The following is a 23916-nucleotide window of genomic DNA, read 5'->3' on the forward strand; positions in this document are numbered from 1 at the left end:
AACCTGATCAACACGTGATCAACGCCTGATCATCAGGAGCCGATCAACACGATCAGCTGTCGAGCGTCTTCTCGAAGTCTTTGACTTCCTTTTCGGCGCGGTCGCGCTGCCAGCCATACTTTTCCTGCAGCTTGCCAGCCAGATACTTGCTGTCACCCTTGGCAACGTCGAACACGTCGTCGGTGAGTTCGCCCCACTTGGCCTGGGCTTTGCCCTTCACCTGGGTCCACTTGCCTTCAATGATGTCTTTGTTCATTGCGCTCTTCCTTCTCTTGGGGGATCGCTTGGGGATATCGAGAGCAGGCCTGCTGCATGTCCTGATCGATGGATCCATGTTGCCCTTGACCACATCAATCCACGGTCAAGATTTCGTTGGCGATGTTTCACATCGCTGACTGCGCTGCAGCGCTGCATTCATGCGCGCAGGGTGTACACGGTGTGTACCTCGCGCAACTTCACGCCGCACACGTCACGCCACCCAAATCAAATCAAATCAGGAAAATCACGCCAGACACGTCACGTTCGATCCAGATGCGCGGCGGCATGGCGACGACGACACCGCGGGCGATGACATCCGCACACTACATGCCGCGCAGACCACTGGCGCGCTGCTTTCGCACATCAACTTCCAGCCAACAAAAAAGCCGGCAATGCCGGCTTTTCTGTCATCTCACGATGGGCAGCTCGTCATGCAGGATTGGTGCCACCGGTGTTGTCGGCCTTCTCCTGGACCTTTTCGCCCGCCTTTTCGACGTCCTTGCCCACACCCTTCATGGTGTTGCAGGCAGAGAGCGTGGCCATGGAGAACATGGCAAGCAGCATCAGGGCCATCAAACGCTTCATAAAGCCTCCTCGATCGTGTCATGCGATCCGCGGACATCCGCGACCGTCGATGCCATCAGACCCGGAGCGATGTGAAATCCATGTGGATTGCGGCCCGGGCCGCGGGATAGCGCCGCACCCGACCGGGCCCGCGTTCAGCATTGCGCAGTCGACGTGAGGCAGGGCCGGCGACCCGTGGGTCGACAGCCCTCTCCGACCGCCACGATCAGTCGCGCATCAGCGTCGATTTGCCGAACAGGCTTTCGACCAGGTCCACGGCCAGCTCGGCCGTGGCATTGCCGTTGTCCAGCGCGGTGTTGACCTCGACAATGTCCAGCGACCCCATGCGACCGGTATCGGCGATCATCTCCATCATCAACTGGGCTTCGCGATAGTTGATGCCGCCCGGGATCGGCGTGCCGGTGCCCGGTGCGATGCTCGGGTCGAGGATGTCGACGTCGAAGCTGACATGCAGGTGGGTCTGCTCGTCCAGTCCCTGCAATGCCTGCTCCATGACCGTCTTCATGCCGACTTCGTCGATGTAGCGCATGTCGTAGATGTCGATCGCGTGCTTCTGGACCAGGCGCTTCTCGTCCTCGTCCACCGAGCGGATGCCGATCTGCCGCAACTGCGCCGGCACGATCGCCGGGGTGTGGCCACCCAGCCCGGTCAACTGCTCCGGGCCGATGCCGCACAGGCACGACACCGGCATGCCATGCAGGTTTCCCGACGGGGTGATCTCCTGGGTATTGAAGTCGGTATGCGCATCCAGCCACAGCACCCGCAGCTTCTTGCCGGTCTGGCGGCAATGGTTGGCAACCGCGGCGATCGATCCCACGGCAACGCAATGGTCGCCACCCAGCATGACCGGCATGCGGCCGGCCGCGAGTTCGGCCGCGGTCGCCGCCAGCACGCCCTGGTTCCAGGCCACCACTTCATCGAGGTGGCGATAACCGTTGACCGGGCCGGTCCACGGATTCTTCGGACCCGGAACGTCGCCACGATCGACGACATCGATGCCGCGCGCGCGCAGCGCCTCGATCAGGCCAGCGACCCGCAGGCCTTCGGGCCCCATCGAAGCACCGCGACGACCGGCACCGATATCGGTGGGCGCGCCAAAGATCGAGATCGGCAAATACTGACGACGCATAACAGGCTCCTGGTGCAATGGGCAAACCCTCGGCGGGGCTTCTCGCAACAGGACGCGCCGACGGGTCTGTATCTGAGATGGTGCCGACAGTCTGACTCGAACAGACGACCTACCGCTTACAAGGCGGTTGCTCTACCAACTGAGCTATGCCGGCACAGGCAATCCGGATCCGATGGGGTCCGGCGGGCGCATTCTAGCGCGACCCCACGTTCCGTCGCACGTGCCTGCAGGCGCACGTCCTCAACGGGAAACCGCGCAATCGATCGCGTTCGCGCGCGATGCGCCGACTACACGCCGCAGAGCCGCAGCGTCGGTATCGGCGGCAATCATCACGTCGACCCAGTACTGGGACGTGGCCTCGCCTTCGCCCTCGACCAGTACATCGGGGAAGCCGGCCGCGCGCAGTGCGGCCTGGTGATTGCGCGCAGCCTGCGCGGAACTGAAGCGACCCAACGCAAGACGGCTGCCACCTGCATCCGCCGTGCCCGGCATCAGGTAGTGGTCGTTGAATCCGGCCGCCGTCAGGCGGGTGGCCAGCGCGCGCGCCGCAACGTTGTCGGCCAACACCGGGGTCAGCACGCGCCAGCGATCCGGACGGCCCTCGACAGCACGCAGATCTGCGCGCGGCACCCGGGCACGCAGTTGCGCCAGCGCGGCATCGGCCGTACTGCGATCGCTGAACGGGCCCAGGGCATGGCAGCGCGGCGGGACCTGCTGCGCGATGACGGTCGCAGCATCAGACGCGGTCGCTGCGTCGCTCGGCGTGGGTGGCTGCGCATCGACGGTCGCCACATCACCGACATCACCGACCTCGGATTCCGGTGTTTTTACCTGCACCTGTGCGACATCCGGTACGGCGGCGTCCAGCGGCAACCATTCCAGGCTGGCGCCCGACACCGGCATCTCCGGCGCAGCTGCAACCGGCGCTGGCACGCGCGTCCACCACCACAGCGCAACGCCAAGGTTCAGGACCAGCAGCAGGACGATCAGTGCACGCGAGAACATGCCCGGATTCTAGGGCCTGCCGCCGGACGGAACTGCGGCGTCGGTCCCGTCGACGAAATGCGACCAGCGCGCGAGGCCTTCGAGCACCAGCGACGGCGCATGTTCGGCGTCGGGCAACAACGGTCGCATCGCTTCCGCGCCACCGCCATGCAACAGGATCTGCAAGGGCTGGCGCACGACCGACTCGGCGGCGCGCAGGCTGTGCTCGACCAGGCCCAGCGCGGCCCCCAGACAGCCGGAGGCCAGTGCATCTTCGGTATCAGTCGCGAACGGCAGGTAACGGCCGCCCGCCTGCGGCAACTGCACCGCACGCTGGTGCAGTGCCTGCCGCATCAACGTCGGCGATGGTCCGATGCGACCACCGTGATGCTGGCCCTGCGCATCCAGCAGATCGATGGTCAATGCGGTGCCGACCCCGACCACCAGCCAGGGACGTGCCTGCCGCGCATGCGCGCCCAGCATCGCCAGGAAACGGTCGACACCGAGCTTGCGCGGATGCGCGTACGCAATGCGTACGCCGGCGCAGTGGCGCAGCGTCGCCGCGAACGAGATCCGCGTCGCGCGCCGGGCCAGCGCTTCCAGCAGCGCGGTGCGCACCGGCGACTGCGCGACGTTGGCGACATCGGCCGCTTCGATATGCGCCGGCAGCCGCTGCGTCCATGCCGGATCCAGCACCAGCCCATCGTGCGCCTGCGCATAGGCTTCGCCGACGCTGCCATCGGGCAGCAACGGCGCGAACTTCAGGCGTGAATTGCCCAGGTCGAACAACCACGTGGTCATGTCGTCTCCGCTGTCGTCGCGCGTGCGCGCAGGCTGACTTCGCCCGCGTGGAACCTGCGCTCGACGCCATCGATCAACACCCGAAGCGCGCCATCGGCAGCGATGCCCTGGGCGATCCCCTGATGCACGCCATCGCCGGCATGCACGTTGACCGGCTGCGCATCGAGCGCGTCGGCATCGGCGTAGCGCGCCACGAAGGGTGCGATGCCCTCGCGATCGAACACCTGCAGCGCCGGCAGCAGGCGCGCCAGCAGGGCCGCTGCCAGGGTGTTGCGCGACAGGCGGGGGCCGCCTTCGAGCATCGCCAGCTCGGTCCAGGGCTGGTCGATCTGCGCGGAATCCGCCGCCGGCAGCCGCAGGTTCAGTCCGATGCCGATGACGCCGCGCACCGGGCCGGCGTGTTCGCCGCCGCCCTCGACCAGGATGCCGCCCAATTTGTGCAGGACCCCGCCGTCGCGCACGACGATGTCGTTCGGCCACTTCAGCCGCGCCTGCAGCAGGCCCAGGCCATGCAGGGCATCGACCGTGGCGACGCCCGCGACCAGGCTCAGGCCCGACAGCCTGGCCAGCCCGCCCTCGAACCCGCGCAGCACCGACATCGCCAGGCTGCCCGCCAGCGGCGACTGCCACTTGCGCCCGCGCCGGCCTCGGCCGCCGGTCTGACGCTCGGCGAACAGCACCTGACAGCCCTCGGCCGGGACCGGGCTGGACAGCAGCTGGCTGTTGGTCGAGTCCAGCGACCAGGCCACGTCCAGCGCGGCGATGTGGTCGCGGGCCGGCCCTGGCACCTGCGCCAGGATCGATGCTGGGTCCAGCAATTCGACCGGATGCGCCAGCGCATACCCCAGGCCCGGCCGGGCCTGGATGCCGACCCCGGCCTCGCGCAGCGCCTCGATCCGCTTCCAGACGGCGGCGCGGGTCAGCCCCAGCTCGCGGGCCAGGGCGTCGCCCGACACCGGGCCATCGATCAGCCGCAGCAGCAACCTGCGATCGGCACTCATCGGCACGCGCCCCTGGCGGGAGCCGAGGGCACGGGAGCGGGCGACACGGGCACGGGGGGGCGTGACTGGGGTTGGGCGAAAAGCGGCATCCGGCGATTATCGGCGAATTCTCGATGCGACCGGGAATGCCCACCCGCCTGCCGCCACGCCCGCCACCACCTTCTGCAGCCAGGGGCATGGGGCGCTGCGTCCGACCGCTGTGTCCCGCCCCTGCAGGGAACGGCGCCGATCATGCTGCCAAGCAGCATGCAACCTTCTGCAGCCTCGCTGCATCCACGCTATAGTGCGGCATTGCATTCCGCTCGCCGCGACCTCCAACGGACTGTTCCCATGGCCATGAAGTGCCTGCTCCCGCTGCTGCTGGTCTGCTTCCACCTTCCCGCGACTGCGGCCGAAGTGCGCCAACTCAGCGCCAATGGCGGTGGTGGCGCCTGCCCGCCTGCGGCCCAGGCCGTCGAGGACGACGTCGTCGGTTCGCAACTGCCGGGCAAGCGCTCCGCAGCCACGCCGCCGAAGGCCGCCGACAAACTGCCGGCACGTCGTGGTGGTACCGACGACCCGCAGGTGCGTCCGCCACGCTGGCACAGTTTCCTGCCGGGCATGTTCCGCTGATCCTTGCGCGATGACGCCGGGGAAAGCGCTGACGGCGATCGCATGACGCACGCATTCCGGGCCTGACATGGCAGGCCTGCTTCTGGTCGATCTGATCCGCCCGTGGTTCCGGTCCACACCCCGCACGATCGATGACGCACGCTGGCAGCGTGTGCGGCAACGTGCGCGCTGGATCTCGTCGCTCGACGATGGACGCGATGCGCGCCTGCAGGATCTGACCGCCCGCTTCCTGCAGCACAAGACCATCACCGCCTTGTCGGGCCTGCAACTGGACGATGACGACCGCATGCTGCTGGCGGCGCTGTGCTGCCTGCCGCTGCTGGAATTCGGCGCCGAAGGACTGCATGGCTGGTCGCAGCTGCTGGTCTATCCCGACGCGTTCCGCGTCAATCGCAGCCATGTCGATGCCGCCGGCGTGCTGCACGAATGGGAAGACGAACTGATCGGTGAATCCTGGGACAGCGGCCCGCTGGTGCTGTCGTGGGCCGACATCCTTGCCGACCTGGACGAACCCGACGCCGGCTATTGCGTGGCCGTGCACGAGATGGCGCACAAGCTCGACGCGCTCGACGGCCTGCTCGACGGCACGCCTCCATTGCCACGCGACTGGCAGGCCGCGTGGGCGAAGGATTTCCAGGCCGCCTACGACGCCCTGGTCGATGAGGTCGACGCCGACCGCGAAGGGCCGATCGATCCCTACGCCGCGGAGGCGCCGGAAGAGTTCTTCGCCGTCTGCAGCGAATACCACTTCAGCGATCCCGGCCGCCTGCGCGCGTTCTTGCCCACCGTCGCCGCACACCTGCAGCGCTTCTACGGCGCATCGCCCATGGATCGCGCGCCTTAGGGTCTCACGCCCAACTGAGCGAGATCGCCCGTCACGCACCGAGTGAGCGACGCCCGGAGGTGCATGCGCCGACTGCGCGCGAGACGCCCGCGACAACACGCCACCACGATCAAAGGCCCGGCGGCAGGCTCACTTCGAAACGCGCACCACCCAGCTCATCCGAACGCCCGACCTGCAGGGTGCCGCGATAGCTGCGCACGATGTCCTGCACGATCGACAGGCCGATGCCATGGCCCTGCACGCGCTCGTCGCCGCGCACGCCACGCTGCAGCACGAGGCTGATGCGCTCCTCGGGAATGCCCGGGCCATCGTCGTCGACCGCCAGCATCAGGCCCGGGCGCCGGTCGGGTGCGGTATTGCCGACCTTGACCGTCAGCAGCACGCGCGAACCCGCCCACTTGAACGCGTTCTCCAGCAGGTTGCCGAGCAGTTCCTGCAGGTCGCCGGGCTCGCCGTGGAAGCGCGCATCGCCATCGATCTCGAATTCGCAGATCACGCGCTTGCCGGCGTAGATCTTCTCCAGACCCTGCACCAGTTGTTCGGCATAGGGCTCGATCTCGACCGGCGCCGAGAACAACTTGTGGCCGCTCGAGGCCGCGCGCCCGAGCTGGTAGCTCACCAGGTCGTTCATGCGCTGCAACTGCGTGGCGACATCGTCGCGCAACGAGGCTTCGTCGATATCGCTGTCCAGGCGCGCGCGCAGCACCGCCAGCGGCGTCTTGAGGCTGTGCGCCAGGTCCGACATCGTATTGCGCTGGTGATCGAGGTTCTCGCGCTCGCTTTCGATCAGCGCATTGATGCTGTCGGTCAGCGGTTCAAGCTCGCGCGGATGGCGCTCGCCCATGCGATTGGCCTGCCCGCGCTGGACGCGCTTGAGCTCGGCGATGACGCGACGCAGCGGCATCAGGCTCCAGCGCAGCACCAGCATCTGCAGCAGCAACAGGATCGCGCCGGCGATACCCAGATTGACCCACAGCGCCGCGCGGAACACCCGCACCTGCTGCGGCACCGTGCCGGCATCCTCCATGACATAGATCGTGTATGGCACTTCGTCGCCGGTCGGCGCGACGCCTTCCGAAGCCACGAAGCCGATGCCGTAGCGGTACACCTCGCCGACCGAGCCATCGGTGCGTGTCATCGTCAGCGGGCCTTCGAAGCGCTCTTCGGCCGCGGTCAGCATCGGCGCCTCCGGCAGCTGCGGGCCATAGGCCGAGCGCGAGGTCCAGTTGCCGTTGGCGGTCACGACCTCGGCATAGAGGCCGCTGCCGGGCCGCGCAAAGCGGTCGTCCGGCGGGATTTCCGGCAGGTAGACGTCACCGCTGCGCAGGAACTCGACGTCGCCTGCGTAGGAATAGACATAGTTCTTCAGGCGGTCGCGCTGGCCATCACTGGAGACGTCAAGAAACGCGCGGTCGAGGGCGTAACCGGCCAGGGCCAGGAACGCGATCAGGCCAAGGCTGGCCGCAAGCAGCTGTCGCGCCTGCAGCGAACGCGGGCGCCACGGCAGTTCGCGGGGAGGTCGTTCGCTCATCGGGTCGGGGTGCGCATCAGGTCGTCGCCCGCCTGGCCGCTCGGGGCCGCGCACGTGCGGCCATGGGGCTGTGCGGACGGCTTGCCGTAAGACAGGCGACGGAGACCGGCAGGCACGCCATGCGGATCACGCGCGACCTCCGGCCTTCCGGCATACGGATGTGAGCTGGCCTCAGCTTTCGCCGTTGCGCGGGATCGCGAAGCGGTAGCCGCGGCCACGCACGGTCTCGATCGGCTTCAGCGCGCCATCGGGATCGAGCTTTTTGCGCAGGCGGCCGATGAAGACCTCCAGCACGTTGGAATCGCGATCGAAGTCCTGCTGGTAGATGTGCTCGGTCAGGTCGGCCTTCGAGACCAGCTCCCCGGCGTGCATCATCAGGTACTCGAGCACTTTGTACTCGTAGCTGGTCAGGTCGACGTTGGCGCCGTTGACGGTTACCGTCTGCGCGGCCAAGTCCAGGATCACAGCACCGCATTCCAGCGTGGGCTTGCTCCAGCCGGCGGCGCGACGCACCAGCGCATTGATGCGCGCCAGCAGTTCCTCGACGTGGAAAGGCTTGACCAGGTAATCGTCGGCGCCCTGCTTCAGGCCATCGACCTTGTCCTGCCAGCTCGACCGCGCGGTCAGGATCAGCACCGGGAACTGCTTGCCCTCGTCGCGCAATGCCTTGACCAGCTCCATGCCCGACATCTTTGGCAGGCCGAGGTCGATGATGCCGACATCGAACGGGACTTCACGCCCCATGTAGAGGCCTTCTTCGCCATCTTGGGCGGCGTCCACCGCGAAGCCTTCGCGCTTGAGGCGCGCGGCCAGGGTTTCCCGCAGGGGGGCTTCATCTTCGACGAGCAGGATGCGCATGTTTCGACTCCGATCAGCAGCATGAACAGATGCGGCCAGTGTGGACGGCCTTTCCTGAACAGAATGCCTGAACTGAACGAACTTGCTGAACGGATCGCCGCTCAGTCGTCGTCGCGGGCCCCGGGGCGTGGCGGCGGCGGGCGCTGCCCGCGATCGGACTCGCGCGGATCGTCGACATAGACACGGACGCGGCCGCGATCGTCGACCATCTTGATGCGATTGAGGTCGCGGCCATCGGACTGCATGCGCTCGGCGCTCAGCACCCGGCCCCCGCGGTTCTCGCGGCCGTAGCGACGGACGGAATCCGAGAGATCCTCCTGGCCGCGCGAGCGCGGTTCCGGCATCCGCGGCGTGCCGCGGTCGGATTGCGGCGGGCGCGGCGGATCGTCGTAGGCGCGCACGGGCAACGCCCCGCCGGCCATCAGCATGGCAAGCAGGGCGGCAGACAACAGGCGTGGCGCAGTCAGGGACATCTTCGTTCCGATTCCGGGGAGGCCAGCAATCCTTGCCGGGAAACAGCACGTGCAGGCACCCGAAGGAAACCGGCAGACGTGTGATTCTCGAAACCTGCGGGTGAATCCGTCCTTAACTTTTCGTTTACGTTGTTGGCCATGTTCAGCCACGTCTTGCGTGGCCGCCACAGCGGTGCCCCGGAGATCCCGAAAGCCGCGGTTCCAGGCGCCCCGGCGCCCGCCGGCCCGGTCGCCAGGCTCGGCTCAGAAGATCTCGGCGACGCAGCAGCGCAGGGAGCCCCCGGCCGCCTCGATCGCCGGCAACGGCACACTGCGCACTTCCAGCCCCGCGTCGGCCAGCGTCCGTCGGTTGCCGGCACTCAGCGCCGCGTCGGCTGCTGCGCTCATCCAGACCGCATCGCCCGACACCGAGATCGCGTTGCCGGCGAACCCTGCCTGCTCGGCCGGCGACAGCATGACCCCGCAGGGCGCGTACAGCTGCGCGATCGCCTCGGCCGCCGCCGGATCGGCGAAGCCCTGCGGACAGACCAGCGCGGCCCGGCCGGCCAGCACCGCCAGCACCACATTGGTGTGGTACTCGCCCGGCGCCAGGTCGAACACAAAGGTCGCACGCAGGCCGAAGGCCTCATGCATCAGCGCCGCCCCCTCGGCATCGCAACGATCCGACAGGCCGCAGAAGCCAAGGCCACGGGCACGGTCCACCACCAGTGCGCCGGTCAGCTCGCAGGCATGCGGCTGGTTCGACAGGTCGATCTCGCTGCATCCCAGCACGTCGCGGAAGAAGCCGCGGATGTCAGGCCGCTCGGCCTCGCGTTGACGCACCGGGTGGAACATCCGGCCGACGATCAGCTGGCCCGGGGTGCTGGCGAAGACATTGTTGGGGAACAGCGCGTCCGGGGTATCGGCAGCGCTCGGGAAGCAGATCGTCGGCAGGCAGGCGGACAGCGCGCGATGCAGTTGCCGGTGCTCGGCCAGCGCCGCGCCGCGATCGAATGCATCGGCATCGGCCATGTAGACGTTGTCGCGTGCGGACTCCTCGGCACGCGCGAAGGCGTCGGGCGACACCAGCATCGCGGCCTTGGCGGTCGCCGGACCGAAGTCGGGCGCGCACTGCGACGCAAAGGCCAGAAATGCAGCGGGATCGCGCGTCATCATCCAATCATCTCCAATGTCCTCTCCCATGTCGCGCTCATGCCGCCACCCGTGCCGCCTGTTCCCGCGTGACCTCGATCGCCTGCGCGACCAGCGACCATGACGCGCCTGGACGGTGGGCGCCCTCGCTGAGGATCTGGCGGAATGCGCGACCGCCCGGCTGGCCATGGAACAGGCCCAGCAGATGCCGGGTGATGTGCTTCAACGCGACACCTCGCTGCAACTGCGATTCGACGTAGGGCTGCATCGACAGCAGCAGCGCGTCGCGCGGCCGCACGGTACCACCGAACCAGGCCACGTCCAACAGATGCAGGAGATACGGATCGTGGTACGCCGCGCGCCCCAGCATCACGCCATCGACGTGCGGCAACTGGGCATCGGCGGCGTCGATGCTCGCGATGCCGCCATTGATCAGGATCCCCAGCGTCGGCCGCAGTTGCTTCAGGCGCCAACCCCAGTCGTAGCGCAGCGGCGGCACCTCGCGGTTCTCCTTCGGCGACAGCCCCTTCAGCCAGGCGTTGCGCGCGTGCACGACGAAGGTCTGGCAACCGGCTGCCGCGACGGTGTCGACGAAGGCCAGGAAGCGTTCGAAATCGTCGTCGTCATCGACGCCCAGCCGGCATTTGACCGTGATCGGCAACGGCGCACCGGACTCCGCGACCGCAGCCACCATCGCCGCGACCGCGTCGGCGACCAGCGCCGGCTCACGCATCAGGCAGGCGCCGAAGCGGCCCGCCTGGACGCGATCGGACGGGCAGCCGCAATTGAGGTTGATCTCGTCGAAGCCATGCGCTTGGCCGATGCGCGCGGCCTCGGCCAGCAGCGCAGGATCGCTGCCACCCAGTTGCAGCGCGACCGGGTGCTCGACCGGATCCTTCGCCAGCAGGTGCTCGCGATGCCCGTGGATCACCGCATTGGCGTGCACCATCTCGGTGTACAGCAGCGCATGCGGCGCCAGCAGCCGATGGAAGACCCGGCAGTGGCTCTCGGTCCAGTCCATCATCGGCGCGACGGCCAGTATTTTTTCTTTACGATTCAAATTGTTATCCAATATGCCGCGACTGCCGGCACGGTGCAGGCCGGCATCGCATCGCCGGCGAATCCCCTGCCTGCAACGCGACATCGTATGCCAGCGGTGCGCTTCATGCGACATGGACGGGCGGGCAAGGACAAAGGCCAGCTACCCACACGATTCTCCAGAGGTAACGCTGAAGCCGGGCCAAGCCGATGACCCCGCAGCGCCCGGGCTGACACCGGCGCTCGATCCGGTCGTTGCTTGCCCGCCTGCCCTTCTCCGCAAGCTCACGGCCTCACCTCGACACTCTGCCGGCATGGCGACGCACCTTGTCAGGGTTGGATGTGCCGGCTGGTCGATCTCGAGCCAGCATCGGCGGCTGTTCGGGCCGGGCGACAGCATGCTCGAACGCTATGCAACGCGCTTTTCCGTCGTCGAAGTGAACTCGTCCTTCTACCGGCATCATCAGCAATCGACGTATCAACGCTGGGCCAGGACGGTTCCCGCCGATTTCCGTTTCTCGCTCAAGCTGCCACAGCAGATTTCGCATGTGCTCGGCCTGCGCGGTGCCGGCGCGGTCCTCGACCGGTTCCTGGACGAAGCCGCCGGGCTGGACGGGAAGCTGGGTGGCCTGTTGTTGCAACTGCCGCCCAGCCTCGCACTGGACGCACGCGTGGCATCGGGATTCTTCCGGGCATTGCGCAATCGCAGCGATGCCGCGCTGGCCTGCGAACCGCGCCATGCGAGCTGGTTCACACCCGAGGCTGACGCCTTGTTCGCACGTTTCGCGGCGACCCGCGTCGCGGCAGATCCAGCGCGCTTCGCGGGGGCTGGCCATCCGGGGCCCGACCCGCTATGGCCCTACTGGCGCTGGCACGGATCGCCACGGATCTACTACAGCGACTACCCGGACACGGCACTTGCCGCGCTTGCGAGCGAGGTCAGACGCGTCGGAGCAGGCAGCAGCGCCCCCTGGGTGATCTTCGACAATACCGCGCATGGATTCGCGACGGCCAACGCCGCACGTCTCCAGGCACTGCTCGCATCCGCGTCCCACCGCAAGCCGGCACCAGGACTAGCGCATGCCTGAAGGCCCTTCCATCGTCATCTTCCGCGAAGCGGCGGCAAAGTTCCGCGGCAAGACCGTGCGCACGGTCTCCGGCAGCAGCAAGCTCGACCTGGGACGGATGGAAGGCCGGCGTGTCGTCGCGGTCAGGAGCTGGGGCAAACATTTCCTCCTCGCGTTCCGTGGCTTCAGCCTGCGCGTCCACATGCTGATGTTCGGCACGTATCGTATCGACGATCGCAAGCCTGCGCGGGCACAGATGTCACTGCGGTTCGACAACGGCGAACTCAATGTCTACACGTCTTCGCTGAAGTATGTCGAAGGCGCGCTTGAAGACAGTTACGACTGGCGTGCGGATGTCATGGATTCCTCATGGGATCCGGCGTTGGCCCGCCGCAAGCTGAAGGCGAAGCCCGACATGCTGGTCTGCGATGCGCTGCTGGACCAGGACATCTTTGCCGGCGTCGGCAACATCATCAAGAACGAGGTCCTGTTCCGGATCGCGCTGCATCCCGAATCCCGCGTGGGCGATCTGCCGCCGCGGAAGCTCGGGCAATTGATCGCCCAGGCAAGCCAGTACAGTTTCGATTTCCTCGAATGGAAGCAGCAGTACGTGCTGCGCGAACACTGGCTTGTCCATACCAGACGCAGCTGCCCGACATGCGGGTCGCCTCTGCTCAAGCGTTATCTGGGCGTCACCCATCGCAGAACCTTCTTCTGCGAGCAGTGCCAGATACGCTACTGAATCGCATCCGCCAACCGATTCTCGGCTCGAGCGCTGTCGTCGCCGGTAGCGGATTCCCGGTCGATGCGACCGACCGGGAACGGGTGGTCCACGATCAGCCCTGCACGCGCGCCAGTCGCAGCGGGCCGAGCTGGTAGACATGGAACAGCAGCGCGGCCGGCTTGCCGTCGGCGCCGCGTTCCACGGTGAAGCGCAGGCCGCGCAGCGGACCGCCGTCGGCCTCGAAGCGGCCGCTCGCGGTCTCGACCATCGGCTGCGCACCGGCCAGCCATAGCGAATGCAAGGCGACCTTGCCCCCGTCCACGGTCACCCGATAGGTCGCGTCGATCTCGTCGCTGCGGTAGTCGCCGGCCAGCGCGGCAATCGCCGCACCGGAACTGGGCTCGGTGGCCACGCGCGACAGGCGCGGTGCGGGCGGGTTGGTGGAGCCTTCGGGCTTGACCGGCTCCAGGTCGACCACAGCACCATCGGCGCCCAGCGCTGCGCGGTAACGCCGGTCATCGTGCTCCCCGGCGCCGAAGCTGCCGTCGGCCCAGAACCGCAGCGGCTCCGGCTCGTCGCCCAGCGCCTGCACGGTGAAGCCGCCATTGGCCGCGCGCAGGGTCAGCACTTCCCCACCCGTCGATGCATAGCTGCCCTCGAGGCCAGGCAGCGGCGTCGAAGGCGCCGGCTGCGACGCCGGCGCGGCGGTCGCCTGTGCCGTCGCCTTGCCGGAAGTCAGGTAGATCTCCGCGACCCGGGTAGTCAGTTCCTCGGCCGGGAACGAACGGTTCGCCAGCACGACCACCGCAAAATCCTGCTCGGGGAAATAGACGAAGTTGGTGTTGAAGCCGGAAATCCCGCCGCTATGGGTCACCGCGGCATGGCCGGCGACCGTCTCGCGGATCAGGCCATAGCCATAGTTGACGGGCGTGCCGTCGCGCAATTGTGCCGGCGCGGAAAGATGCTCGATCAATGCGGCGTCGCCAACGACCGGCTTGGTGAAATTGCCGGCCCACTTGGCCATGTCGCCGACGGTCGACAGCACGTTGCCCGGCCCCAGCGCGATGCGGTTGTAGACCGCACGCCGCCAGCCCTTGTCGGCGTCCCCGCCCTCATTCTCATTCATGGGGATGTAACCGGTGGCGTAGCCGGGCTGCAGATCGGTCAGCTCATGGCGTACGCGGGTGTGCGTCATGCCCAGCGGTTCGAAGATGCGCTGCTGCACGAAGTCCTCGAACGGCACGCCGGACACGGCGGTCACGATCTCGGCCAGCAGCACATAACCGGTGTTGGAATAGCTGTAACCGGTGCCGGCGACGAAGTCGATGCCGCGCTGCCGTTCCAGGATCTGCACGATATGCGGCTGGCGGATCAGGCTTTCGTTGTCGTGGCCGCTCAGTGCGCCCAGCGCCATGTAATCGCGCAGTCCCGACGTGTGGTGCACCAGGTCGCCGACGGTGACCGGCGTCTCCAGCACGGGCATGCCGGGCAGGTAGCGCCGGATGTCGTCGGTCGGCTTCAACTTGCCGTCCTTTTCCAGCAGCGCGATCGCGACCGCGGCGAACTGCTTGGAAACGCTGGCGAGGTTGAACACAGTGTCGACCGAATTCGGCACGGCCAGGTCGACATCGGCCATGCCGTAGGCTTTGGCATAGACCAGCTTGCCGCCACGATAGACTCCGACCGTCGCGCCCGGCTCGTCGGGTTTGATGTGCTCGGCGAATGCCGCATCCACGGCCGCCTGCTCGTTCTGCGCATCGCCGGCCTGGACCTGGGGCGCCGCCGTGGTGGACACGGGGTCCGTGGACGGTTGCGGAGAACAGGCCCCCAGCAGCAGGGTCGATGACAGGACAACGATGGGAAACGCGAGGCGGATCATTGCAGCAGTCTCCTGGAGTCGAAAACACGATCGCAAGGCAGTGGGCAGGGAACGGCATGCGTCCCTGCAAGCGTCCTGCGGCAAAGGGAGGCATGTGGACCGGGCTGCAGCGGACATCGCGTCGAGCGACGCCAATACCCGGCGGTCCCTGTGCGGTCCGAAGCCATGCCGGCGACGGCGCCACGCAGGCCCGAACGACCGTCCCAGGCCAGCCGATACGCTAGGGTCGGCGCACGCACAAATAAATAGGAGGTTCCACGTAATTGCGGGACGCGCGACAGCCCCAGCGCGACACCCGCGATCGCGATGCGATCAGCGTTTGGCGGCAGCCGCGCGCCGCAATGGCGCATCGAGCGTGATCGGCCGGGCCCAATGCGCATAACTGGCGACGAGCCCGCGCTTGATCCTGAGCTGGGCGGCACCGCCGGGCTCGACGCCAAGAGCGGTCGCGACCGCCTGCCAGTCCGCGTCCTGCGACTGCGTGAAGCGGTCGACGACTTCCCGGCAGGGACGCGCCTGTACATGCGCCAGCGCGCAGGCGTAATACAGATCCGCCGGCAACATGCCTTCGCTTTCAAGCAGGGGTTCGACCAGCGACCTGGGCGCGCCGAGATAGCGCACGATCTCGTCGATGAAGGCCGCGCGGTGGTGCGCGGCATAGCGATTGACATCGACCAGCCATTGGTCGAGCCATTCGTCGCCGGTCCGGGCGCGCCAGGCGCCCGGCGCGGACGTCGCCGGCTGCGACGGCGCCTGTGCGTTGTTCGTCCCAGGCGCGGCAGTCTGCGGTGCGGCCTGGTTCTGTCCCTGCGCGAAGGCGGTCGGCGCCAACGTCATCAGCATCCACGCGATGCCCGCGCCGACGCAATGGCGCCTGGCTCCACGGATCATGCGCATGGTCGTGCCGCCCATCGACGCGGCCTCAGCGCTCCGAGATCACGAAACTTCCGAAGGCAATGCCGATGTCCCAGCCCCGTCCCCTGCCGGTCAGGGCCAGCGAGATCGGTCCCTTGGTCACCACCTGTGCCTTGACCGAGCGACCAGCGCCGGCGTGCGCTTCGGCGGTCGCGTAGCCGCCGATGACATCGCGGATATTGTAGACATCGGAGAACACGCCGACGCCATCGTCGATCTGGGTCTTGCCGAAGCTGATGCCGCCGCCCTTGGCGCTGATGCGCACGTTCAGGCGCTCGCCGTTGTTGCAGCTGACCGTGCCATCGCCGGACGAGGTCTTGTAGAACGCCGACCAGCCCGACATCGTGAAATTGAGGCGGCATTCCAGCGCGCCCGACGCCATGGCCGCAGGGGCGGCCGCCATCATCAGGAGGAACAACGCGAAGGCGAACTTGCGCATGGCAGGGCTCACAGAGGGGCTTGGACGCCAAGCCTAGCAAAGGCGGGTGTCGATCGCGTCGTCGTGGGGCAGGTGCCCGCCCCGCCTTCAGCTTGCGGCAATGCGCTCGACCGCCGCCACCAGTCCGGCCGCGTCCGCGACCTGTTGCAGCCGCGGATGCGCGGCGTCCACGTTGGCCTCCCTTTCGTGCTCCCAGGTCAGGTGATAGGGGACGTGGATGCCCCAGCCTCCCAACTCCAGCACGGGGGCGATATCGGAGCGCAGGGAATTGCCGATCATCACGAAGCGCGATGGCGGCAGCTCGAATTCCCCGAGCACCCGCGCATAGGTCTGCGCATCCTTCTCGCTGACGATCTCGATGCGGCCGAACAGCTCGCCCAGGCCGGAGTCGCGCACCTTGGCCTCCTGGTGGAACAGGTCGCCCTTGGTGATTAGCACGATCGGGTAATGTGTGCCGATGGCCTCGACGGCCTCACGCACGCCAGCCAGCAACTCGACCGGATGGCGCAGCATGTCCTTGGCCATTTCCACGATGCGATGCACGTCGGAGGCGCTGATGCGCTGGTTGCTGATCTGGGTCGCCGCCTCGATCATCGACAGCGTCATGCCTTTCACGCCGTAACCGAACAGCGCGATATTGCTCTTCTCGACGGCATACAGGCGTTCGCGCACGCGAGCATCGGCCAGATCGATGTATCCGCCGATGATGCGCTCGAATTCCTGCTGGGCCGCGTGGAAATAATCCTCGCTCTTCCAGAGTGTGTCGTCGGCATCGAAGCCGACCAGTCCGATCTCAGCCATGCCGCCATTATGGACCAGCACAAGCCACAAGGGCTGCCGATGGCAGCCCTTGCATGGATGACGCGTATGTACTTGCTGTCTGTCGCTGTCGTGAGGCGCCTGCCAGGCGCCACCGGCGGGGGTCGGTGGCGCCCGGGCTCGGAAACTCAAGCCCTCGGCAAGCAACCCAGCCTGGGGCTTTCAATCAGCCCGTCGACCTGATCGCCGCCGACCTGGCGGTCGGCCCGACTCAGTCGTCGCCACCATCGGTGGAAGAGGCAGGATTGTTGACCTGCGCGACATGCGCCTTGTATTCGTCGGAGGTCAGCTGGCCATCGCCATCGGCGTCGGCGTCATCGAATACCTGCACCAGCTGCGGCACCGGGGCGGCCTCGTCCTTGCTCAACGTCCCGTTGCCATCGGTATCGAGGTCATTCCAGGTCAGCTGCTGCGGCGTCGCGCTCTCGGCGGCCGGGGCGGGCTGCGCGGTCGGATCCTGCGGCTCCGGCGCCTGCGTTGCGGCGTCCTGTGCGAACGCGATCGGCATCGCGAAAGCGGTACCCAGGGCCAACAGGGCAATCAGCGGCTTGCGGACATTGGTCATGATGTATCTCCAGTCTTCGAAATGAGGGTGATCTCGTGCGAGTCCTGCCGTGTTGCTACTGGCGTGTCTCGTCTGTCCCGCACGGTTCCACCTTGCCAACCCCGTCATAAAGATCTGTGCATGCGCGGAGTTAAGGCTTCGTTTCATGCTGAACACACACGCGCATTCGATTCATGTTGGCAAAGACAGCGATCACACTTTGCATCGATTCCCCCGCGAATGCGCTCGCGCACGTCATCGCAGCACTGCGTCATCGCTGGATGCCGCGAGGCGTGCTGCACCATGTCGTGGCTGCGGATGTCATCACGACGCGATGTCGTGGATGGCGATATCGTCGATATGCGATGACCTGCGATCCCATGCGCCTTCGCTTCTGCGCCATCCCCCCGAACGCGAATGTCGTCATCGTTATCGACATGCCATGCCGCCACCTCGTCAGGCATCGTCCTCCCTGCGTGCCTCCACGCTGATGACACCGTCCTCGTCCAGACTGACGCGCAGCAACACCGGCCTGCAGCAGACATGACAGTCCTCGATGTACTGCTGGCCCTCTTCGCCCGGATCGGCGAAGACCGTGAACACCTCGCCGCAGTACGGGCACCCCACTTCGATGTCATCGACCATCTCGCGCCTCCTCGTCCCGATGCGGGACCGTGCATGCAATACCGTGATCGCGGTGGCCGTATGATGAATGGCTCTATCCGCCCGATCCGCCGACCGGAGGCTCCGATGCACCGACAACTGCCCCTTTCCCTCGCCCTTGCCGCCCTGCTGGGTGCCTGCTCGGCCAGTCCCGACACACCCGCGAGCACCACCGCAGCCGCAACCTCCGCACCCGAGGCGGCCGCCACGCTGGCATCGAAGACCATCGGCCCGTTCACGGTCACTGCGCATGCGACGTTCGACGAGCCCTGGGCGATGGCGTTCCTGCCCGACGGCCAGTTGCTGGTGACACAGAAGAAGGGCGCGCTGAAGCTGTTCAACTTCGACACCCGCCAGACCGGCGACATCAGCGGCGTGCCCGAGGTGGCCTACGGCGGTCAGGGCGGCTTCGGCGACGTCGTGCTGCACCCCGGCTTCGCCGGCAACCAGCAGGTCTATCTGAGCTACGCCGAGGCCGGCGACGGCGATACCGCAGGTGCGGCCGTGGCCCGCGCCAAGCTCGTGCTCGACGGCAATGGCGGCGGACGCCTGGAGGGACTGGAGGTGATCTGGCGCCAAGTCCCCAAGGTCAGCGGCCGCGGCCATTACGCGCACCGCATCGCCTTCGATGCCGACGGCAAGCTGTGGATCGCCTCGGGCGAGCGCCAGAAGTTCGATCCGGCACAGGACATGGCCTCCAACCTCGGCAAGGTCCTGCGCCTGAATGACGATGGCACCGCGCCGGCCGACAATCCCTTTGCGGGCCAGGGCGAGGTCGCGGCCCAGGTCTGGTCGCTGGGCCACCGCAATCCGCTGGGCTTCGCGTTCGATGCCAAGGGACAGCCCTGGGACGTCGAGATGGGCCCCAAGGGCGGCGACGAACTCAACCGCGTCGAGCGCGGCAGCAACTACGGCTACCCGATCGTCTCCAATGGCGACCATTACGACGGCCGTCCGATCCCCGACCATGACACCCGCCCCGAATTTGCCGCGCCCGCGATCACCTGGACGCCGGTGATCTCGCCGTCCAGCCTGGTGTTCTACTCGGGCGCGCAGTTTCCGGACTTCAACGGCAATGCCTTCATCGGCGGACTGTCGTCGCAGTCGCTGGTCCGCGTGGCCTTCGATGGCGACAGCGCGCGCGAGGCCGAGCGCTACGCGATGGGCAACCGCATCCGTGCGGTCAAGCAGGGTCCCGACGGCGCGCTGTGGCTGCTCGAAGATGGCAGCGGCGGCCGCCTGTTGGCGTTGACGCCCGCCAAGTAATCCCGGGCGTCACACACCAGGGAGCAGCGTCCGCACAGCGGCGCCGCTCTTGTTGGTTCTTGGCCGGATCGTGAGCATGGTGATCTGCCGGATCGCTGGTATTGATTCACTGACTGCGGATCCGCTGGGCAGGGCGTCCTGCGCCTATTGCGCAGGACGCTCGGGCTTGATGCCCATCGCCTCGCGATACGCCGCGTGCAGCGCATTGACGCGCGCGATATAGGCCTCGGTCTCGCGATACGGCGGCACACCGCCATAGCGGTTCACGGTGCCGATGCCGGCGTTGTAGGCCGCCAGCGCAAGCGTCTGGTCGCCCTTGTAGCGCCGCAGCAGGGACTTCAGGTGGCGGGCGCCAGCCGCGATCGATTCGCTGGCCGAGAACGGATCGACAACGCCGTAGTCGGAGACGACATCGGGCATCAACTGCATCACCCCCTGCGCGCCCTTGTCCGACAGCGCAGCAGCATCGAAACCGCTTTCGACATGCGCGATCGCGCGCAGCCAGGCATCCTCGATGCCGTTCGCCTTCGCGGCCGCACGGAAGGCCGCGGCATGGGGCTGCAGCTGCGGCTTGCCGATCCGACCGAGCCCGACATGCGCCGGCTCGCCTGGCGGCGTCTGCACGGTGAACTTCAGGTAGACCCGCGAGCCGGGCAGGTTGCGGGTGCCGTAGACCAGCTTGCCGTCCTGCTCGCGCTCATACAGGGTGCCGCTGAAGACGCCCATCGCGCCCCAGAGGTTGGGCGTCTGCACGGCGTTGTCGTCGATCTGGTGCGCTTCGCATTTCGCGCCGGGCTCGGGCGCGGTCGACAGGCTGACCGTGCCTGCCTGCACGCAGCGATAGACCGTACGCGCCTGCGCGCTGGTGGCGATGCCGAGCAGCACGACCGACGCCAGCAACAGCCGCGCATCGACGCCCGGGCGTCGTAGCAGGGATCGCTTCCGCAGCGGAGGCGTCATGGGCAGGCAAAGGCAAGTGTCCACGACGGCGCTGGCTCGGGGCCTCGGAGGGCAAGGGCGCGACGATAGCGCGAAACGCCCCGGCATGCCGTGACATGCCCTGACGCGCGCTCAGGTAGCATCGCTTCAGACAGCCTCGGGGCGCGCTTCAGCCCGCCCCGCTCGCACCGCCCCCGCCCTGACGAGTTGCGACGCATGACCTCCTGGCCGCACCTGCTCCGTGACATCACCGACTTCCCGAGCCCTGGCATCGTGTTCAAGGACATCACGCCGGTGCTGGCCGATGCCGCCGGCTTTTCCGAAGCCATCGCCGATCTCGCGACGCCCTGGCGCTCGGCCGGCCTGCAGGCGATCATCGGCATCGAAGCGCGTGGCTTCATCCTGGGCGCGGCGCTGGCGCAGGCGCTGGGAACCGGCTTCGCCCCGATCCGCAAGCCCGGCAAGCTGCCCGCGCAGACGCTGAGCCAGGCCTACAGCCTCGAATACGGGCAAGGCCACCTGGAGATGCACCTCGATGCATTGCCCGCGGGTGCGCGCGTGCTGATCGTCGATGACGTCCTCGCCACCGGGGGCACGCTGGCCGCGGCCCTGACCCTGGTCCAGCGGCAAGGCGCGGAGCCCGTGGGCGCCGCTGTGCTGGTCGAGCTGACCGCGCTGGCCGGCCGCGAACGCTGGCGGTCGGCGTTGCCGCTGCTGGCGGCACAGGCGTACTGACGGGGCGACAGACGCGCAGCGCGGCGTTGGCGCTACTCGCGCTTGCGACCGCAGCCCGGCGCGACCGGCATCGCATCGTGATCCACGCAATGCCGCACATCCACCGGCATGTCGTCGAGCTCGCGCACCTGCCCTGCCGCCAGCGTGAACTGCTGCAGCGTCCGCGTGGCGCAATCGCTTGCGCCGGAAGCATTCGCGCTGACGGTCATATCCGTGGCATCCGCGGAATTGCCGGCATTCTCCGCGTCGGCATCGTCGGTGTCGCGTGGCATCGCGCCCCCCGTGCACGACGATACATAGACCACGTAGTGGCATTGGCCACTGACGCTCTTGAGGCACTCGAAGCGCGCATGATCCTGGGTGATGCGGCTCTTGGTCGAGTTGACGCCAACGCCATCGACGCTGGCGATGCTGACGGTGGTGACCCCCGACTGCGGATTGCAGCCGATCAATGTCAGCAGGAACGACACCAGGGAGACAAGCAGTCGCATGGACGATCCTCCTTGAAGCATGGATGGTGGGGCGCGGCCCCTGCCGCGCGGTAGACGGCCGCATCGAGGCGGCGGCGGGCACGGTCTACATGTTCTTGAACAAGGCCATGAACGGCTGGCTGACGCTCAGCGCCTCCGGCAGCGCGCGCAGCTTGATCAACCCCTTGCCGGTCTCGTCGCGGGTGATCGATGCGATCGCCCGCAGGTTGACGATCGTCGATCGATGGATCTGCTTGAACGTTGCGGGATCCAGTGCATCCAGCAATTCGCGGATCGGCTTTCGCAGCAGGGCCTCGCCCTGAGCGGTCGCGACCACGGTGTATTTCTGGTCGGCGCGGAAATAGATCACGTCGTCGACCATGATCAACCGCGTCTCCTTGCCGGCACTGGCCGTGATCCAGACCAGCGGCTCCACCGGCGCCGGCACGATCGTGCTGCCCAGCCGCGCGATCAACGCCGCCAGTGCCGAGGCATCGAGCGTGCCGCTGGCGATCCGCGCCTGCACCCGCGACACCGTACTGACCAGGCGCTCGGGCGAGATCGGCTTCAGCAGGTAGTCCACCGCCCCCGCCTCGAAGGCATCGATGGCGTATTGGTCGTAAGCGGTCACGAACACGATCTGGGTCGACGGGCTGGCCTCGGCCATCGCGGTCGCGACCTCCAGCCCGGTCATGCCCGGCATCCGGATGTCGAGGAAGGCGACCTCGGGCTGGTGCTCGGCGATCGCGTCCAACGCGGTGGCGCCATCCTCGCACTCGGCCACGATGTCGAGCCCGGGCCAGGCCTGGGCCAGCAGTTCGGCCAACGCCTCGCGCAGCAGCGCCTCGTCTTCGGCGATGACGCACTTAGCCACGCGACACCTCCTGCGCGCCGGCGATGCGCTCGCCCGACGTGGGGATCGTGATCGTCGCGGCGACGCCATGCGGGAAGTTGCTGACGATGCCGAACGAGGCGGCCTCGCCATAGGCCAGGCGCAGGCGTTCGCGCACGTTCTTCAGGCCGATGCCGGTGCCGCTGCTCTGGTCGTTGAAGCCCTGTCCGTCGTCGGCGATGGTCACCGCGATGGCATCGTTGACCTCACGCGCGATGATCCAGACCGTGCCACCACCCGACTTGGGTTCCAGCCCGTGCTTGATCGCATTCTCGACCAGCGTCTGCAGCATCATCGTCGGGAACGGTTGCACCTTCAGCGCCTCCGGCACCTCGATCTGCAGGTTCAGGCGGCCGCCCATGCGGATGCGCATGATGTCGAGGTAGGCCTTGGTGCGCTCGAGTTCATCGCCCAGGGTGGCCAGCAGGTCGTCGGTACGTGGCAGCGAGTGACGCAGGTACTGGATCAGATTGCCGAGCATCTCGTCGGCACGCGCCGGATCGCTGCGCGTCAGGTACTGCGCGCTGGCCAGCGTGTTGTAGAGGAAGTGCGGTTCGACCTGCGCATGCAGCAGGCTCAGCTTGGCGACCGTCAGCTCCTTCTCGGTCTCGGTGCGCTCACTGGCCGCCTGCTCGCTGCGACGGCGCTCGGCCACGCGGCGGGTGATCGCGCGGGTCACCGCTTCGGCGGTCTGCAGATTGGTACCGTCGTCGAGCAGGAACAGGTCGGTCCAGGCGTCGGCATCCGGGCCCGCGACCAGGTTGATGCTGCTGGTGCCGTCGCGCGGGGTGATCGTGGCCAGCACCTGGTTGCGCTTGACCGCAAACCTCGCGAAGACATTCCAGCGCGAGACCGGCTTGTCGCTGTCGTAGCCATCCTTGCGGATCCGCACGCTGGCCTGCAGGCTGTCGCGCGCCGATTCGAACTGCTCGCTGCGCGGAAGTTCGCGCAGGGCCGCGGTAATCATCTCGAAAGCATCGTCGGCCTCGACCGGCACCTCGATCTGGCGACGCTGGCGGCTCGACAGGGTGCTGCGGTCCAGCGTGCCCGAGATCATCCAGACGCGTCGCACATGCGAGGCGATGCTGATCGCCACGCCGACCATCGTCAGCAATACCAGCATGCCGAAGAACCAGCCAGGGCCATCGCGCATGCCATTGAACAGGCCGCTCCACAGGAAGGCGGCGACGATGATCGCCACCGACCAGGCGGCCAACAGGCGGATGACGAGGAACAGGGTGGCGAGCACGAGGGCGTCCGTCGATGGTGGAAGCAGTGGACGCAGGTTAGCGGCAGCCCCGGCCTTGTTGTAGCGGCAA

27 protein-coding genes and 1 tRNA gene are annotated in these 23916 nt (G+C 67.2%); 6 read left to right on the plus strand and 22 right to left on the minus strand.

The features are described from left to right. Positions 1-52: 52 nt before the first annotated feature. The 7 genes from ACYX7E_RS11820 to ACYX7E_RS11850 all read right to left on the minus strand — a co-directional run bounded on the left by ACYX7E_RS11820 (position 53) and on the right by ACYX7E_RS11850 (position 4758). A complete protein-coding gene (locus ACYX7E_RS11820; RefSeq protein WP_462080777.1) occupies positions 53-256 on the minus strand; it encodes a CsbD family protein in 204 nt (67 codons plus the stop codon). Positions 257-687: 431 nt separating this feature from the next. Next, positions 688-843, minus strand: coding sequence for an entericidin A/B family lipoprotein (locus ACYX7E_RS11825; protein WP_462080778.1), 156 nt, complete (start codon positions 841-843; stop codon positions 688-690). A gap of 205 nt (positions 844-1048) precedes the next feature. Continuing rightward, positions 1049-1972, minus strand: coding sequence for an arginase (gene rocF / locus ACYX7E_RS11830; RefSeq protein ID WP_462080779.1), 924 nt, complete (start codon positions 1970-1972; stop codon positions 1049-1051). 78 nt (positions 1973-2050) lie between these two features. Then, positions 2051-2126 (minus strand) — tRNA-Thr (locus ACYX7E_RS11835). Between the two features lie 86 nt (positions 2127-2212). Next, positions 2213-2977 carry an SPOR domain-containing protein gene (locus tag ACYX7E_RS11840; protein ID WP_462080780.1) on the minus strand — a complete coding sequence of 255 codons (765 nt, stop codon included), beginning with the start codon at positions 2975-2977 and terminating at the stop codon, positions 2213-2215. A gap of 9 nt (positions 2978-2986) precedes the next feature. After that, the gene (locus tag ACYX7E_RS11845; protein ID WP_462080781.1) at positions 2987-3757 is read right to left on the minus strand and encodes a type III pantothenate kinase; all 771 of its coding nucleotides are present in this window, start codon (positions 3755-3757) and stop codon (positions 2987-2989) included. Beyond that, the gene (locus tag ACYX7E_RS11850; protein WP_462080782.1) at positions 3754-4758 is read right to left on the minus strand and encodes a biotin--[acetyl-CoA-carboxylase] ligase; all 1005 of its coding nucleotides are present in this window, start codon (positions 4756-4758) and stop codon (positions 3754-3756) included. The genes ACYX7E_RS11845 and ACYX7E_RS11850 overlap by 4 nt, the downstream gene beginning before the upstream one ends. Positions 4759-5088: 330 nt before the next feature. On the opposite strand from ACYX7E_RS11850, the gene ACYX7E_RS11855 reads away from it, so the two are divergent. Further along, positions 5089-5370 (plus strand): hypothetical protein, encoded by a 282-nt coding sequence (locus tag ACYX7E_RS11855; protein WP_462080783.1) that lies wholly within the window; start codon positions 5089-5091, stop codon positions 5368-5370. Positions 5371-5437: 67 nt separating this feature from the next. Beyond that, complete coding sequence (locus ACYX7E_RS11860; RefSeq protein ID WP_462080784.1) at positions 5438-6214, plus strand: M90 family metallopeptidase; 777 nt, start codon at positions 5438-5440, stop codon at positions 6212-6214. Positions 6215-6323: 109 nt separating this feature from the next. Here the strand turns inward: ACYX7E_RS11860 and ACYX7E_RS11865 are convergent, their stop codons facing one another. The 5 genes from ACYX7E_RS11865 to dusA form a co-directional block, all read right to left on the minus strand. After that, entirely contained in the window at positions 6324-7700 is a 1377-nt protein-coding gene (locus ACYX7E_RS11865; protein WP_462080854.1) for an ATP-binding protein, read from the minus strand. Between the two features lie 216 nt (positions 7701-7916). Next, complete coding sequence (locus ACYX7E_RS11870) at positions 7917-8603, minus strand: response regulator transcription factor (protein WP_462080785.1); 687 nt, start codon at positions 8601-8603, stop codon at positions 7917-7919. 101 nt (positions 8604-8704) lie between these two features. Further along, the gene (locus ACYX7E_RS11875; RefSeq protein ID WP_462080786.1) at positions 8705-9076 is read right to left on the minus strand and encodes a hypothetical protein; all 372 of its coding nucleotides are present in this window, start codon (positions 9074-9076) and stop codon (positions 8705-8707) included. Between the two features lie 243 nt (positions 9077-9319). Next, positions 9320-10228 (minus strand): arginine deiminase-related protein, encoded by a 909-nt coding sequence (locus tag ACYX7E_RS11880; RefSeq protein WP_462080787.1) that lies wholly within the window; start codon positions 10226-10228, stop codon positions 9320-9322. A gap of 37 nt (positions 10229-10265) precedes the next feature. Further along, complete coding sequence (gene dusA, locus ACYX7E_RS11885; RefSeq protein WP_462080855.1) at positions 10266-11231, minus strand: tRNA dihydrouridine(20/20a) synthase DusA; 966 nt, start codon at positions 11229-11231, stop codon at positions 10266-10268. A gap of 328 nt (positions 11232-11559) precedes the next feature. Here dusA and ACYX7E_RS11890 point away from each other — a divergent pair, with 328 nt between their 5' ends. Next, entirely contained in the window at positions 11560-12333 is a 774-nt protein-coding gene (locus ACYX7E_RS11890; protein ID WP_462080856.1) for a DUF72 domain-containing protein, read from the plus strand. Continuing rightward, complete coding sequence (locus ACYX7E_RS11895; protein ID WP_462080788.1) at positions 12326-13054, plus strand: DNA-formamidopyrimidine glycosylase family protein; 729 nt, start codon at positions 12326-12328, stop codon at positions 13052-13054. The genes ACYX7E_RS11890 and ACYX7E_RS11895 overlap by 8 nt, the downstream gene beginning before the upstream one ends. A gap of 94 nt (positions 13055-13148) precedes the next feature. On the opposite strand, the gene ACYX7E_RS11900 is transcribed toward ACYX7E_RS11895, so the two are convergent. The 6 genes from ACYX7E_RS11900 to ACYX7E_RS11925 all read right to left on the minus strand — a co-directional run bounded on the left by ACYX7E_RS11900 (position 13149) and on the right by ACYX7E_RS11925 (position 18277). After that, positions 13149-14915: a serine hydrolase domain-containing protein gene (locus tag ACYX7E_RS11900; RefSeq protein WP_462080789.1), complete on the minus strand. Its 1767-nt coding sequence runs from the start codon at positions 14913-14915 to the stop codon at positions 13149-13151. A 312-nt stretch (positions 14916-15227) separates the two neighbouring features. Continuing rightward, the gene (locus tag ACYX7E_RS11905; RefSeq protein WP_462080790.1) at positions 15228-15806 is read right to left on the minus strand and encodes a hypothetical protein; all 579 of its coding nucleotides are present in this window, start codon (positions 15804-15806) and stop codon (positions 15228-15230) included. Between the two features lie 31 nt (positions 15807-15837). Then, the gene (locus tag ACYX7E_RS11910; RefSeq protein WP_462080791.1) at positions 15838-16269 is read right to left on the minus strand and encodes a hypothetical protein; all 432 of its coding nucleotides are present in this window, start codon (positions 16267-16269) and stop codon (positions 15838-15840) included. Positions 16270-16356: 87 nt separating this feature from the next. Continuing rightward, positions 16357-17070, minus strand: a complete 714-nt coding sequence (locus ACYX7E_RS11915) for an HAD family hydrolase (RefSeq protein ID WP_462080792.1) — start codon at positions 17068-17070, stop codon at positions 16357-16359. 229 nt (positions 17071-17299) lie between these two features. Beyond that, entirely contained in the window at positions 17300-17653 is a 354-nt protein-coding gene (locus ACYX7E_RS11920) for an EF-hand domain-containing protein (RefSeq protein ID WP_462080793.1), read from the minus strand. Between the two features lie 435 nt (positions 17654-18088). Then, a complete protein-coding gene (locus ACYX7E_RS11925; protein ID WP_462080794.1) occupies positions 18089-18277 on the minus strand; it encodes a CPXCG motif-containing cysteine-rich protein in 189 nt (62 codons plus the stop codon). A gap of 105 nt (positions 18278-18382) precedes the next feature. Between ACYX7E_RS11925 and ACYX7E_RS11930 the strand changes: the two genes are divergently transcribed. Then, positions 18383-19561, plus strand: coding sequence for a PQQ-dependent sugar dehydrogenase (locus ACYX7E_RS11930; RefSeq protein WP_462080795.1), 1179 nt, complete (start codon positions 18383-18385; stop codon positions 19559-19561). 144 nt (positions 19562-19705) lie between these two features. Here the strand turns inward: ACYX7E_RS11930 and ACYX7E_RS11935 are convergent, their stop codons facing one another. Further along, entirely contained in the window at positions 19706-20521 is an 816-nt protein-coding gene (locus ACYX7E_RS11935; RefSeq protein ID WP_462080796.1) for a lytic transglycosylase domain-containing protein, read from the minus strand. A 195-nt stretch (positions 20522-20716) separates the two neighbouring features. On the opposite strand from ACYX7E_RS11935, the gene ACYX7E_RS11940 reads away from it, so the two are divergent. Further along, positions 20717-21235 carry an adenine phosphoribosyltransferase gene (locus ACYX7E_RS11940; RefSeq protein ID WP_462080797.1) on the plus strand — a complete coding sequence of 173 codons (519 nt, stop codon included), beginning with the start codon at positions 20717-20719 and terminating at the stop codon, positions 21233-21235. Between the two features lie 32 nt (positions 21236-21267). Here ACYX7E_RS11940 and ACYX7E_RS11945 read toward each other — a convergent pair whose 3' ends face one another. The 3 genes from ACYX7E_RS11945 to ACYX7E_RS11955 form a co-directional block, all read right to left on the minus strand. After that, positions 21268-21726, minus strand: coding sequence for a hypothetical protein (locus tag ACYX7E_RS11945; protein ID WP_462080798.1), 459 nt, complete (start codon positions 21724-21726; stop codon positions 21268-21270). A gap of 85 nt (positions 21727-21811) precedes the next feature. Then, positions 21812-22579 carry a LytR/AlgR family response regulator transcription factor gene (locus ACYX7E_RS11950; RefSeq protein ID WP_462080799.1) on the minus strand — a complete coding sequence of 256 codons (768 nt, stop codon included), beginning with the start codon at positions 22577-22579 and terminating at the stop codon, positions 21812-21814. Then, positions 22572-23846: a histidine kinase gene (locus tag ACYX7E_RS11955; protein WP_462080800.1), complete on the minus strand. Its 1275-nt coding sequence runs from the start codon at positions 23844-23846 to the stop codon at positions 22572-22574. Before ACYX7E_RS11955 ends, ACYX7E_RS11950 begins: the two co-directional genes overlap by 8 nt. Positions 23847-23916: the final 70 nt, after the last annotated feature.

Source organism: Luteimonas sp. RIT-PG2_3 (assembly GCF_054902115.1).

Coding starts and splice junctions, on each gene's coding strand:
- ACYX7E_RS11820 (WP_462080777.1), bottom strand. CDS start 256: ATGAACAAAGACATCATTGAAGGCAAGTGGACCCAGGTGAAGGGCAAA.
- ACYX7E_RS11825 (WP_462080778.1), bottom strand. CDS start 843: ATGAAGCGTTTGATGGCCCTGATGCTGCTTGCCATGTTCTCCATGGCC.
- rocF (WP_462080779.1), bottom strand. CDS start 1,972: ATGCGTCGTCAGTATTTGCCGATCTCGATCTTTGGCGCGCCCACCGAT.
- ACYX7E_RS11840 (WP_462080780.1), bottom strand. CDS start 2,977: ATGTTCTCGCGTGCACTGATCGTCCTGCTGCTGGTCCTGAACCTTGGC.
- ACYX7E_RS11845 (WP_462080781.1), bottom strand. CDS start 3,757: ATGACCACGTGGTTGTTCGACCTGGGCAATTCACGCCTGAAGTTCGCG.
- ACYX7E_RS11850 (WP_462080782.1), bottom strand. CDS start 4,758: ATGAGTGCCGATCGCAGGTTGCTGCTGCGGCTGATCGATGGCCCGGTG.
- ACYX7E_RS11855 (WP_462080783.1), top strand. CDS start 5,089: ATGGCCATGAAGTGCCTGCTCCCGCTGCTGCTGGTCTGCTTCCACCTT.
- ACYX7E_RS11860 (WP_462080784.1), top strand. CDS start 5,438: ATGGCAGGCCTGCTTCTGGTCGATCTGATCCGCCCGTGGTTCCGGTCC.
- ACYX7E_RS11870 (WP_462080785.1), bottom strand. CDS start 8,603: ATGCGCATCCTGCTCGTCGAAGATGAAGCCCCCCTGCGGGAAACCCTG.
- ACYX7E_RS11875 (WP_462080786.1), bottom strand. CDS start 9,076: ATGTCCCTGACTGCGCCACGCCTGTTGTCTGCCGCCCTGCTTGCCATG.
- ACYX7E_RS11880 (WP_462080787.1), bottom strand. CDS start 10,228: ATGACGCGCGATCCCGCTGCATTTCTGGCCTTTGCGTCGCAGTGCGCG.
- dusA (WP_462080855.1), bottom strand. CDS start 11,231: ATGATGGACTGGACCGAGAGCCACTGCCGGGTCTTCCATCGGCTGCTG.
- ACYX7E_RS11890 (WP_462080856.1), top strand. CDS start 11,560: ATGGCGACGCACCTTGTCAGGGTTGGATGTGCCGGCTGGTCGATCTCG.
- ACYX7E_RS11895 (WP_462080788.1), top strand. CDS start 12,326: ATGCCTGAAGGCCCTTCCATCGTCATCTTCCGCGAAGCGGCGGCAAAG.
- ACYX7E_RS11900 (WP_462080789.1), bottom strand. CDS start 14,915: ATGATCCGCCTCGCGTTTCCCATCGTTGTCCTGTCATCGACCCTGCTG.
- ACYX7E_RS11905 (WP_462080790.1), bottom strand. CDS start 15,806: ATGATCCGTGGAGCCAGGCGCCATTGCGTCGGCGCGGGCATCGCGTGG.
- ACYX7E_RS11910 (WP_462080791.1), bottom strand. CDS start 16,269: ATGCGCAAGTTCGCCTTCGCGTTGTTCCTCCTGATGATGGCGGCCGCC.
- ACYX7E_RS11915 (WP_462080792.1), bottom strand. CDS start 17,070: ATGGCTGAGATCGGACTGGTCGGCTTCGATGCCGACGACACACTCTGG.
- ACYX7E_RS11920 (WP_462080793.1), bottom strand. CDS start 17,653: ATGACCAATGTCCGCAAGCCGCTGATTGCCCTGTTGGCCCTGGGTACC.
- ACYX7E_RS11925 (WP_462080794.1), bottom strand. CDS start 18,277: ATGGTCGATGACATCGAAGTGGGGTGCCCGTACTGCGGCGAGGTGTTC.
- ACYX7E_RS11930 (WP_462080795.1), top strand. CDS start 18,383: ATGCACCGACAACTGCCCCTTTCCCTCGCCCTTGCCGCCCTGCTGGGT.
- ACYX7E_RS11935 (WP_462080796.1), bottom strand. CDS start 20,521: ATGACGCCTCCGCTGCGGAAGCGATCCCTGCTACGACGCCCGGGCGTC.
- ACYX7E_RS11940 (WP_462080797.1), top strand. CDS start 20,717: ATGACCTCCTGGCCGCACCTGCTCCGTGACATCACCGACTTCCCGAGC.
- ACYX7E_RS11945 (WP_462080798.1), bottom strand. CDS start 21,726: ATGCGACTGCTTGTCTCCCTGGTGTCGTTCCTGCTGACATTGATCGGC.